12 protein-coding genes are annotated in these 11,393 nt (G+C 64.7%); 8 read left to right on the forward strand and 4 right to left on the reverse strand.

Features of this window, described 5'->3' with window-relative positions; all coding sequences use genetic code 11:
- Window positions 1-102: 102 nt before the first annotated feature.
- Together rdgB and rph are read right to left on the reverse strand one after the other, a co-directional pair.
- Window positions 103-738 carry an RdgB/HAM1 family non-canonical purine NTP pyrophosphatase gene (gene rdgB / locus C2U70_RS03775; protein WP_140976520.1) on the reverse strand — a complete coding sequence of 212 codons (636 nt, stop codon included), beginning with the start codon at window positions 736-738 and terminating at the stop codon, window positions 103-105.
- Between the two features lie 10 nt (window positions 739-748).
- Entirely contained in the window at window positions 749-1,462 is a 714-nt protein-coding gene (rph, locus tag C2U70_RS03780; protein WP_140976521.1) for a ribonuclease PH, read from the reverse strand.
- A gap of 149 nt (window positions 1,463-1,611) precedes the next feature.
- Here rph and hrcA point away from each other — a divergent pair, with 149 nt between their 5' ends.
- Window positions 1,612-2,700 (forward strand): heat-inducible transcriptional repressor HrcA, encoded by a 1,089-nt coding sequence (gene hrcA, locus C2U70_RS03785; protein ID WP_140976522.1) that lies wholly within the window; start codon window positions 1,612-1,614, stop codon window positions 2,698-2,700.
- A gap of 96 nt (window positions 2,701-2,796) precedes the next feature.
- The gene (gene grpE / locus C2U70_RS03790) at window positions 2,797-3,402 is read left to right on the forward strand and encodes a nucleotide exchange factor GrpE (protein ID WP_140976523.1); all 606 of its coding nucleotides are present in this window, start codon (window positions 2,797-2,799) and stop codon (window positions 3,400-3,402) included.
- 27 nt (window positions 3,403-3,429) lie between these two features.
- Here grpE and pncA read toward each other — a convergent pair whose 3' ends face one another.
- Both pncA and C2U70_RS03800 read right to left on the reverse strand, forming a co-directional pair.
- Window positions 3,430-4,161 carry a bifunctional nicotinamidase/pyrazinamidase gene (gene pncA / locus C2U70_RS03795; RefSeq protein WP_140976524.1) on the reverse strand — a complete coding sequence of 244 codons (732 nt, stop codon included), beginning with the start codon at window positions 4,159-4,161 and terminating at the stop codon, window positions 3,430-3,432.
- A 135-nt stretch (window positions 4,162-4,296) separates the two neighbouring features.
- The gene (locus C2U70_RS03800) at window positions 4,297-5,247 is read right to left on the reverse strand and encodes a hypothetical protein (protein ID WP_140976525.1); all 951 of its coding nucleotides are present in this window, start codon (window positions 5,245-5,247) and stop codon (window positions 4,297-4,299) included.
- Window positions 5,248-5,675: 428 nt separating this feature from the next.
- Between C2U70_RS03800 and dnaK the strand changes: the two genes are divergently transcribed.
- From dnaK to C2U70_RS03835, 6 genes are all read left to right on the forward strand, one after another.
- Window positions 5,676-7,577: a molecular chaperone DnaK gene (gene dnaK / locus C2U70_RS03805; protein ID WP_140976526.1), complete on the forward strand. Its 1,902-nt coding sequence runs from the start codon at window positions 5,676-5,678 to the stop codon at window positions 7,575-7,577.
- 260 nt (window positions 7,578-7,837) lie between these two features.
- Window positions 7,838-8,974 carry a molecular chaperone DnaJ gene (dnaJ, locus tag C2U70_RS03815; RefSeq protein ID WP_140976527.1) on the forward strand — a complete coding sequence of 379 codons (1,137 nt, stop codon included), beginning with the start codon at window positions 7,838-7,840 and terminating at the stop codon, window positions 8,972-8,974.
- A gap of 88 nt (window positions 8,975-9,062) precedes the next feature.
- The gene (locus C2U70_RS03820; protein ID WP_140976528.1) at window positions 9,063-9,662 is read left to right on the forward strand and encodes a class I SAM-dependent methyltransferase; all 600 of its coding nucleotides are present in this window, start codon (window positions 9,063-9,065) and stop codon (window positions 9,660-9,662) included.
- Between the two features lie 60 nt (window positions 9,663-9,722).
- On the forward strand, window positions 9,723-10,301 hold the full coding sequence (locus C2U70_RS03825; RefSeq protein ID WP_140976529.1) for an NADPH-dependent FMN reductase: 579 nt from the start codon (window positions 9,723-9,725) through the stop codon (window positions 10,299-10,301).
- A gap of 6 nt (window positions 10,302-10,307) precedes the next feature.
- The gene (gene pyrF / locus C2U70_RS03830; protein WP_140976530.1) at window positions 10,308-11,018 is read left to right on the forward strand and encodes an orotidine-5'-phosphate decarboxylase; all 711 of its coding nucleotides are present in this window, start codon (window positions 10,308-10,310) and stop codon (window positions 11,016-11,018) included.
- A gap of 26 nt (window positions 11,019-11,044) precedes the next feature.
- Complete coding sequence (locus C2U70_RS03835; RefSeq protein WP_140976531.1) at window positions 11,045-11,350, forward strand: DUF1330 domain-containing protein; 306 nt, start codon at window positions 11,045-11,047, stop codon at window positions 11,348-11,350.
- Window positions 11,351-11,393: the final 43 nt, after the last annotated feature.

An 11,393-nucleotide genomic window follows, 5' to 3' on the forward strand; every position in this document is an offset into this window, starting at 1 on the left:
GCCTCGTCGATCGCGGCATGACGGACATGGCTGTTGAAGTCGCAATAGGGACACTTCGACAGGCAGAACGGCCAGTGCACGTAGACGCCGAAAGCGTCCTTGTCAGCGCGGCTCAAGGCAGATCTCCGCCAGTTTCACGAAAGCGCGGGCGCGATGCGACAGGCCGAGGCCGAGCGGCGGCAGGCCGTGCTTCTCGATGCTCTCCATCTCGCCAAAAGTGCGGGTGTGGCCGTCGGGCAGGAACATCGGGTCGTAGCCGAAACCGGCCGTGCCGCGCGGCGGCCAGACCAGCGTGCCGTCGACGCGTGCCTCGACCTCTTCGCGATGGCCGTCGGGCCAGGCGACGCAGAGCGCGGAAACGAAGTGCGCCTTGCGCTTGTCCGGCGTGGTGGCGCCGCGTTCCTGCAACAGGCGCTCGATCTGCGCCATCGCTGCGGCGAAATCCTTGGACGGGCCGGCCCAGCGTGCCGAGTAGATGCCGGGTGCGCCGTCGAGGGCGTCGACCACGATGCCGGAGTCGTCGGCAAAGGCAGGCAGCTTCGTCGCCTGCGCTGCGGCAACCGCCTTGATTTCCGCATTGCTGCGAAAGTCGTGGCCGGTCTCATCGGGTTCGCCCAGGCCGAGTTCGCCGGCCGACACCACGTCGATGCCGTGCGGCGCGAGCAGCTCCCGCATCTCGGCGAGCTTACCGGGATTGTGGGTCGCGATGACGAGTTTGCCAGTGATTCGGCGGGCCATGACCTATTGACTACGCCACCGCGAGTTTCTGCAAGTCCACGAGACGCGCCACACCCTTGCGCGCCAGCGCCATCAGCTCCAGGAACTCACCTTCCGAAAACGGCTCGCGTTCCGCGGTGCCCTGCACCTCGATGATGCGGCCATCGCCGGTCATGACGAAATTGGCGTCGGTCTCGGCCGCAGAATCCTCGGCATAGTCGAGGTCCAGCACCGGCTTGCCCTGATAGATGCCGCAGGAGATCGCGGCGACGTTGTCGCGCATGACGTTGGCCTTGATCATGTTGCGCGCCTTCATCCAGTTGATGCAGTCGGCGAGCGCGACCCAGCCACCGGTGATCGAGGCGGTGCGGGTGCCGCCATCGGCCTGAAGCACGTCGCAATCGACCGTGATCTGGCGCTCGCCGAGCGCTTCGAGATCGACGATGGTGCGAAGCGAGCGGCCGATCAGGCGCTGGATCTCCACCGTGCGTCCGCTCTGTTTTCCCGCGGAGGCCTCGCGACGGGTGCGTTCCGAGGTGGCGCGCGGCAGCATACCGTATTCCGCGGTGACCCAGCCGCGGCCCTGGCCCTTCAGCCATGGCGGCAGGCGCTCTTCCAGCGTGGCCGTGACCAGCACATGGGTGTCGCCGAACTTCACGAGGCAGGAGCCTTCCGCATATTTGACGACGCCGCGCTCCAGCGTCACGGGGCGCAGTTCGTCGGGCGCACGGCGGCTTGGCCGCATGGGAATCCTCCAAAACTCAAGGGAAATGCTGTTCGCGGTGCTTGTAGGAGGGGGAAGGGGGCCCGGCAAGGCCTTTTCAGCCCAAATGCGTGCTTGTCAGAGGGCGTCCGGATAGACAAATTATCAGCAACTGAGAGGAGTTAACGTCTGTGGCCCATCACGATCCGATTCATCTGATCGCGCCGCGCGCAGGCCTTGCCCAGCTCAACGAGCGTTCGCGCGACATCTTTCGTCAAATCGTCGAGAGTTACCTCGCAACCGGCGAGCCGGTCGGCTCGCGCAACATCTCGCGGCTGATCGCCGTTCCGCTGTCGCCGGCCTCGGTCCGCAACGTGATGGCCGATCTGGAACAGCTCGGCCTGATCTATGCCCCGCACACCTCGGCCGGCCGGTTGCCGACGGAACTCGGCCTGCGCTTCTTCGTCGACGCCCTGATGCAGGTCGGCGATCTCAACGACGCCGAGCGACAGTCGATCCAGAGCCAGCTTACCTCCGTCGGTCAGGCCCAGTCGGTCGAGGCGGCGCTGTCGGAGGCGCTGACGCGGCTGTCGGGCCTGACGCGGGCCGCCGCCGTGGTGCTGACGCCAAAGTCCAATGCGCGGCTAAAACACATCGAATTCGTCCGCCTGGAACCGGAGCGCGCGCTGGTGATCCTGGTCGGTGAGGACGGCCAGGTCGAAAACCGCGTGCTGACGCTGCCGCCCGGAGTTCCCGCCGCAGCTCTCACCGAGGCCGGTAATTTCCTCAATGCGCGGATCCGAGGACGGACGCTCGCCGAGGCGCGGCTTGAACTCGAAACCGCGCTCACGCAAGCACGCGCGGAACTCGACCAGCTCACCCAGAAGGTAATCGCGGCCGGTATCGCGAGCTGGTCCGGCGGCGAGAACGAGGACCGCCAGCTCATCGTCCGCGGCCACGCCAATCTGCTCGAGGATTTGCACGCGCTGGAGGATCTCGAGCGCGTGCGCCTGCTGTTCGACGACCTCGAGACCAAGCGCGGCGTCATCGACCTTCTCGGCCGCGCGGAACACGCCGAGGGCGTGCGCATCTTCATCGGCTCGGAGAACAAGCTGTTCTCGCTGTCCGGCTCCTCCACGATCATCTCGCCGTATCGGGATGCCGCCGGCCATATTGTCGGCGTTTTGGGCGTGATCGGCCCGACGCGGCTGAATTATGCCCGCGTGATCCCGACCGTGGACTATGCCGCGCGCATCGTCAGCCGCCTGCTGGGCGGCTGAGCCGCGTTTTTCGCCGATCACGGGCGCTTGATTTTCGCGCCGCAAAGCACGATATCCCGGCCAGAAACTCCCTGACACGAGACCGAGAAGCAGCCGATGACCGATCGAGACCGGCAACCCCAAGACACGACCGGCGAGCCCGTGGTGTCGAAGCCTTACATCATGCCCGACGATCCCGAGCCCGGTTCGGTCGAGCTGTTGCAGAAGGAAGCGGCCGAGTCGCGCGACCGCATGCTGCGCACGCTGGCCGAGATGGAAAATCTGCGCAAGCGCACCGCGAAGGAAGTTGCCGATTCCAAGCTCTATGGCGTCACCAGCTTTGCCCGCGACGTGCTCGACATCGCCGACAATCTTCAGCGTGCGCTCGATGCCGTTCCGGCCGAGGCGCGTGCCACGGCCGATCCCGGCCTGACGGCGCTGATCGAGGGCGTGGAGCTGACCGAGCGCTCGCTGCTCAACGCGCTGGAAAAGCACGGCGTGAAGAAGTTCGATCCGCAGGGCCAAAAGTTCGATCCGAACTTCCAGCAGGCGATGTTCGAAGTACCCGATGCGTCGGTGCCGTCGGGCACCGTCGTGCAGGTCGTCCAGGCCGGCTATCTGATCGGCGATCGCGTGCTGCGTCCGGCGCTGGTCGGAGTCTCCAAGGGCGGCGCCAAGGCCGCACCGGCCGCCAACACCAACGAGCCGAACAGCGCGGCGTAAGCCGCGCCGTCCCGCCTGGCGTGAACCTTACGCCGCGATATCGCCGGACTGGATTCGCTTGACGCCGGCCTTGGCCATATCGGCCCAGGCCTTTGCGAGCGAGCCCTGCGTGTCGATGCCGCGGCAGGCGTCTTCCACCACATAGGTCTCGAAGCCGGCCTTGCGCGCGTCGAGCGCGGTCCAGGCGACGCAGAAATCGGTCGCGAGCCCTGCAACGAAGACACGCTTGATCTTGCGGCCCTTGAGATAGCCGGCAAGCCCGGTCGACGTCTTGCCGTCGGCTTCAAGGAAGGCCGAGTAGCTGTCGACATCCTTGTGAAAGCCCTTGCGGATGATGAGCTCGGCATGCGGGATCGCGAGATCCTTCGACAGCGAGGCGCCATCGGTGCCCTGGACGCAATGGTCGGGCCACAGCACCTGCTTGCCGTAAGGAAGATCGACGGTCTCGAACGGCTTCTTGCCAGAATGCACCGAAGCGAACGAGATGTGGCCCGGCGTGTGCCAGTCCTGCGTCATGACGACGTTCGCAAACCCCTTCGAGATCTTGTTGATCACGGGCACGACCTGCTCGCCTTCCTTCACCGCGAGGCTGCCGCCGGGCAGGAAGCAGTTTTGCACGTCGATCACGAGCAGCGCGGACGCCTCGTCCGGCTTGATCGATGCCGCCGCCCAGAGCGAGGTTGGAACGAGGGTCGCAAGCGTTGCAGTCGCAAGCGTTGCTGTCGAAAGTCCGAAAACCACTTTCCGTCGATCAAGCATAGTCCGTCTCCCTCCAAGATGAACCCGACTGGGGAGGGAGCGTAGTTCCATTTGTGTACAAACAAAAGCCCGAAAATGCGGCCGGGCCTGACCGCCGCTTGGGCGGCGAGCGCCAGCCCTTCGCTAGTTCTTGCACTAGCTCTTGGGCTGGATGCTGTCGCGCACCGCGCGGAAGCGGGTGAAGGCCTCGGGCCACTGGCTGCGCGGGGCGCTGGCGATGATGCGCAGCGACGAGCCGCCGCCGAAGCGGATCCACTGCACCACGGTCACCTCGGTCTTGTCCTTGCCGCTGACGCCGTCGAGCCGGGTCTCGAAGCCCGGCGTGCCGCTGATGCGGACCGGCTCCGACATGGTGACGCGCACATCGCGCAGGCCCGGGATCTGCTGCGCGGCCTCCTGTGCGAAGCGGGCGCGGTCGTCGGGATTTTGCGGCGTGGAGCCGATCAGGCCGACGATCATGAACGGCTTGGTTTCGAGGCTCCCGGTCTCGTCGCCGTCGGCGAGCACGATGCTGGCGCCGGGAGCGATCATGCGCACGTTCTTGAAGTTGGCGAGATCGCTGATCTTGAACGGCATGGTCGCAAGCTGCTCGTCGACCGGCACGTTCTTGCGCGTGACCGCTGACGCAAACATCTGCCGCACCGCCTCGTCGGTGTAGATTTTTGCGGCGTTCTCCGGGATCTGCACCGCGACGTAGCCGGAAAAGCCCTGGCCGGGCACGATCATCGAATAACGCTTCACGGTCTCCGCGCCGTTCTTGCCGGTTTCGACCGTGAAATAGGCGGTGCCCGCGGTGGTCTCGATCTTGTCGGGCTTCATCGCGCTGGTGCCGGCGGGATTGGCCTTCAGTGCGTTTGCGACCTCGCCATAGGCATCCGCGGGCAGCTCGGTGACCAGCACCTTCACGCCCTTATCCTCGCTTTCGAATCCCGGAAAGGTCTTGGCCGGGTTGAGGCCGATCAGCGGGACCATCCCGACGCGGGCGCCGGACGGGAAGACCGGATCGGCGGCCAGGGCCGGGCCAATCGCGGATACGGCGGAGATGACGACAAGGGCGAACGCGCTCAGCAGGCGAATGGGCTTCATGAAGACTCTACTTGGTTCACATTGAGGCCGTTCGATGGACGGCCATCGGGCCCCTTTGTCGCGCCGGGATCAGCCCAAGGGGACGACAAGAGGTCGATCAGGGGCGATCCGGCCGCCCGCCTTTTAGCGGGTTTGGGCCTCCCGCAACAGGGTCGGGAGCGACAGGGGCGAGCCCCAGCCCCGCAGGTTGCGATCCGTTAACAAACCCTCACCTGCGCGGGGTCTTGTGGGGAACGGGTAGTCCGATACGATCTTGCAAAACCCAATGTTTTCACGGCCCAAACGTGCTTTCGGTCCTTGCGGGCAGGTCCCCCCCTCCTATATGAGCCTCAACCATCGCAATATCGCGGATGTTTGATCTTAGGGGGTTTGGATCGGGTGCCTCTTGGGCCCAGCCAACCTGCCGCAAAAACAAGGATATCAGGACCATGGGAAAGGTCATTGGGATCGACCTCGGCACCACGAATTCGTGCGTCGCCGTAATGGATGGCAAAAACGCCAAAGTCATTGAGAATTCCGAGGGCATGCGCACCACGCCTTCGATCGTCGCTGTCACGGACGACGGCGAACGCCTCGTCGGCCAGCCCGCCAAGCGCCAGGCTGTCACCAATCCAGAGCGCACCTTCTTCGCGGTGAAGCGCCTCATCGGCCGCCGCTACGACGACCCGATGGTCGAGAAGGACAAGAAGCTCGTTCCGTACAAGATCGTAAAGGCTTCCAACGGCGACGCCTGGGTCGAGGCCGACGGCCAGACCTACTCGCCCTCGCAGGTCTCTGCGTTCATCCTGCAGAAGATGAAGGAGACCGCGGAAGCCCATCTCGGCCAGAAGGTCGATCAGGCGGTCATCACCGTTCCCGCATACTTCAACGACGCGCAGCGCCAGGCGACCAAGGACGCCGGCAAGATCGCGGGCCTCGAAGTGCTGCGCATCATCAACGAGCCGACCGCGGCCGCGCTCGCCTATGGTCTGGACAAGACCAAGACCGGCACGATCGCCGTGTACGATCTCGGCGGCGGCACATTCGATATCTCGATTCTCGAAATCGGCGACGGCGTGTTCGAGGTGAAGTCGACCAACGGCGACACCTTCCTCGGCGGCGAAGACTTCGACATGCGCCTGGTCGGCTACCTGGCGGACGAATTCCAGAAGGAGCAGGGCATCAACCTGCGCAACGACAAGCTCGCGTTGCAGCGCCTGAAGGAAGCCGCTGAAAAGGCCAAGATCGAGCTGTCGTCGACGACGCAGACCGAGATCAACCTGCCCTTCATCACCGCGGACCAGACCGGCCCGAAGCATCTGACGATGAAGCTCACCCGCGCCAAGTTCGAGGCGCTGGTCGATGACCTCATCCAGAAGACCGTCGAGCCCTGCCGCAAGGCGCTGAAGGATGCCGGCGTCACCGCCGGTGAGATCGGCGAAGTGGTGCTGGTCGGCGGCATGTCGCGCATGCCGAAGGTCCAGGAAGTCGTGAAGCAGTTGTTCGGCAAGGAGCCGCACAAGGGCGTCAACCCCGACGAAGTCGTCGCGATCGGCGCTGCGATCCAGGCCGGCGTGCTCCAGGGCGACGTCAAGGACGTGCTGCTGCTCGACGTCACCCCGCTGTCGCTGGGCATCGAGACGCTGGGCGGCGTGTTCACCCGCATCATCGACCGCAACACCACGATCCCGACCAAGAAGAGCCAGGTGTTCTCGACCGCCGAGGACAACCAGAACGCGGTCACCATCCGCGTCTTCCAGGGCGAGCGTGAAATGGCGGCCGACAACAAGATGCTCGGCCAGTTCGACCTGATGGGCATTCCGCCGGCCCCGCGCGGCATGCCGCAGATCGAGGTGACCTTCGACATCGACGCCAACGGCATCGTCAACGTCTCCGCCAAGGACAAGGCGACCGGCAAGGAGCAGCAGATCCGCATCCAGGCGTCCGGCGGTCTGTCGGAAGCCGACATCGACAAGATGGTCAAGGAAGCCGAGGCGAATGCCGAGGCCGACAAGAAGCGCCGCGAGGCGGTCGATGCCAAGAACCATGCCGACGCGCTGGTGCACTCCACCGAGAAGGCGCTCGCCGAGCACGGTTCGAAGGTCGCCGAGACCGAGCGCCGCGCCATCGAGGATGCCGTCAGCGACCTCAAGGAAGCGCTGAAGGGCGACGATGCCGAGGCGATCAAGGCCAAGACCAACACGCTGGCCCAGGCTTCGATGAAGCTTGGCGAGGCCATGTACAAGCAGCAGGCCGAGGCTGACGCCAAGAAGGATGCTGCCAAGGACGACGTCGTCGACGCGGAATTCACCGAGGTTGACGACGACAAGAACAACAAGAAGTCCGCTTGAGCCCTTAGAGGGTCATGATGCGGGCGGCTTGGACCTCACACGATCAGTCGGCCTCTCCCCTCAGGGGGGAGGCCTTCGTGTCTGGTACAGCGGGGCAAGACTCTTTTAAAGTTGGCCCCGTTACGATCAATCAATTCCCGGCATTTATGCTTGACGTCGCCGCGCTGCCCTCTGCCGCCAGGCGGAAGGCTGCCTATATCGTCGCGTGGCGACGTTGCTTCGCTCCGACTTGAATCGCGATTGGATAGACCGAGTCCGACATGTCCACCAAGCGCTGCTATTACGAGACCCTCGAAGTCGAACGCACTGCCGACGATTCCGTCCTGAAATCGTCCTTCCGCAAGCTGGCGATGAAATTCCATCCTGACCGCAATCCGGGGGATGATACGAGCGAAGTCCGCTTCAAGGAAATCAACGAGGCCTACGAGGTCCTGAAGGACAAGGACAAGCGCGCCGCTTACGACCGCTACGGACATGCGGCCTTCGAGCAGGGCGCCGGTTTCGGCGGCGGCGGTGCGGGTTTTGGCGCGGGCTTCGCGTCATCCTTTTCGGACATTTTCGAAGACCTGTTCGGCATGGCCGGACAGCAGCGCGGCCGCGGTGGCCGCGAGCGCGGCGCGGATTTGCGCTACAATATGGAGATCACGCTCGAGGAAGCCTTTGGCGGCAAGACCGCCCAGATCGAGATTCCGGTCTCGGTCACCTGCGAGGCCTGCTCGGGCACCGGCGCTAAGGCCGGCACCAAGCCGAAGACCTGTTCGACCTGCGCTGGCGCCGGGCGCGTGCGGCAGTCGCAGGGCTTCTTCACGCTGGAACGGACCTGCCCCGGCTGTCAGGGCCGCGGCCAGATGATCGAGGATGCCTGCGCCTCCTGCTCGGGCCAGGGCCGGGTCACGCGCGAGCGGACGCTGTCGGTCAACATTCCCCAGGGCGTCGAGGACGGCACCCGGATCAGGCTTGCCGGCGAAGGCGAGGCCGGGGTGCGCGGCGGTCCGGCCGGCGACCTCTACATCTTCCTGTCGCTGGCCCAGCACCAGTTCTTCCAGCGCGACGGCGCCGACCTGCATTGCCGCGTGCCGATCTCGATGGTGACGGCCGCGCTTGGCGGCGAATTCGAGGTCCCGACCATCGACAAGGGCAAGACCAAGGTGAAGGTCCCCGCCGGGACCCAATCCGGCCGTCGATTCCGCATTGCATCAAAAGGCATGCCGGTGCTGCGCTCGCGCCAGATGGGCGACATGTACGTTCAGGTCGCGGTCGAGACGCCCCAGAATCTCACCAAGAAGCAGCAGGAATTGCTCGCCGAGTTCGAAAAATTGTCCTCAGGCGCCACGCAGCCGGAATCGGCCGGCTTTTTCTCCAAGGTCAAGGATTTCTTCGGTAATCGGGCGACCTGAGCCGTCTTGACCATACCGCCCGTGGCCTATACGTGTTTATGACCATTTTCTGACACGCCGCGGCGACGCGGTCCCGTCCGGTAGTGACATGCCATTGCAATCGTCCGTGCGTGCGTCGAAGAAGCCTCGTCTTGACGACGAGGTTCGGTTTCTCCGCTCATGGATAGAAAAGCCGCTCCACATGGGCGCAGTGATGCCGTCGGGCAAGCTGCTCGCGCGGACTATGGCGCATTACGTCGACGTCAAATCGGACGCGCCGGTGGTCGAGCTCGGGCCCGGAACCGGGGCCATCACGTCCGCGCTGGTCGAGCGCGGCGTCGATCAGAAGCGCCTCGTCCTCGTCGAATACAATCCCGGCTTCTGCGCGCTGCTGCGTGACCGCTATCCGCAGGCCAAGGTCGTGCAGGGCGATGCCTATCGCCTGCGCGACACGCTCTGGAACGTCCTGAGCATGCCCGCGGCCGCAGTGGTCTCCGGCCTGCCGCTGGTCACCAAACCGATGCTGACGCGGCTGCGGCTGATCCGCGACGCCTTCACGGCGCTCGCCCCCGGTGCGCCCTTCGTGCAGTTCACCTACTCGGTGGCGCCGCCGATCCCGAAATCACTGCCTGGCGTGTCCACAGAGGCCTCGGAGCGGATCTGGATGAACCTTCCGCCCGCCCGCGTCTGGGTGTATCGCAAGGACTAATTCCGCCGGCTTCGTTCCTTCGCGTGGCGGGAGTTGTTTTCGCCGAACGCGTTGAATTGGATGTCCGCACCAAAAATCCTGGTCATTCCCGGCTCGCTTCGCACCGGCTCGCATAATGCGAAGCTGGCGGCGGTCGCCGCCCATGAATTCGCCCAGGCCGGCGTCGACGTCACCCGTATCTCGCTCGCTGATTTTCCGCTGCCGATCTATGACGGCGACCTGCAGGCGAAATCCGGCGTGCCGAAGAACGCCGTCAATCTCAAGCGCATGATCGGCAGCCATGACGGCGTGCTGATTGTCACGCCCGAATACAACGCCTCCGTCCCGCCGCTGCTCAAGAACGCGATCGACTGGGTCAGTCGCGTGCAGGATCCGCACGAGACCCGCGGCGAGGTGTTTCGGGGCCGCGCCTTTGCGCTTGCCGCGGCCTCGCAGAACCGGCTCGGCGGCGCCCGCGTTCTCCAGGCGTTGCGACTGATCCTGACCTCCTGCCACGCCAACGTGATCGCGAGCCAGATGCCGCTCGCCTTTGCCGACCAGGCCTATGACGACATGGACCGGCTGAAGAACGAGAGCGACATCGGCGCGCTGAAGGAGCTGGTGCGGCAGTTGATCGATATTTCCCAACGCATGATGTGAGGTGACATGACGCAAGCCGAAATCGCCCCCAAGGATCGCCTGATCGTCGCGCTCGATTTGCCGAGTCCTGCGGCTGCGGAGGCGATGATCGACCGGCTCGGCGACAGCGTCACGTTCTACAAGATCGGCTATCAGCTCGCCTATGCCGGCGGCCTGCCGCTGATCGGCAAGCTCGCGAACCAGGGCAAGAAAGTCTTTGCCGACCTCAAGATGCACGACATCGGCAACACCGTTGCGCGCGGCGTCGAGAGCATCGCCAGGTCGGGCGCGACTTTCGTCACCGTGCACGCCTATCCGCAGACGATGAAGGCCGCGGTTGAAGGACGCGCAGGATCGAGCCTCAAGATTCTCGCGGTCACGGTGCTCACCTCCTACAACGACGACGATCTGCACGCGGCGGGCTACCGCATCGGCGTCTCGGAGCTGGTCGAGGCCCGCGCGCAGCAGGCCCAGGTGCTCGGCGTCGATGGCATCGTCTGCTCGCCCGAGGAAGTCGGAAACATCCGCAAGATCGTCGGCCACCAGATGGAGCTCATCACGCCAGGCATCCGCCCGGCGGGCTCGGCAAGCGGCGACCAGAAGCGCATCATGACGCCCGGCCGCGCCATCGCCGCCGGCGCCGATTATCTCGTCGTAGGACGGCCGATCGTGGAGGCCGCCGATCCGAAGGCGGTCGCAGATGCGATCCAGGCCGAGATCAAGCAAGCGCTGGGTTAAACAGCAGAACAACAGGGAGAACAGTCATGGCTGCAAGAGGCTACTGGATCGGACGCGTCGATGTTCACAATGACGAGGGCTACAAGCCCTACGCGGCGGCCAATCTCGCGATCTTCAAGAAATTCGGCGCCCGCTACGTCGTGCGCGGCGGCAACTTCACCGGCGTCGAAGGCCAGAGCCGCTCGCGCAATGTCGTGATCGAATTCCCGGACTATGCGACCGCGCTCGCCTGCTACAACTCGCCGGAATACCAGGCCAACATCAAGGTTCGCCAGCCCCACTCGATCGCCGACCTCATCGTCATCGAGGGCTATGACGGCCCGCAGCCGTAGGCGTGATGTCATTCCGGAGCATCGGACCCGGAATCTCGAGATT

The organism is Bradyrhizobium guangdongense, from assembly GCF_006483445.1.
In the GTDB taxonomy this organism is placed as follows: domain Bacteria; phylum Pseudomonadota; class Alphaproteobacteria; order Rhizobiales; family Xanthobacteraceae; genus Bradyrhizobium; species Bradyrhizobium guangdongense_A.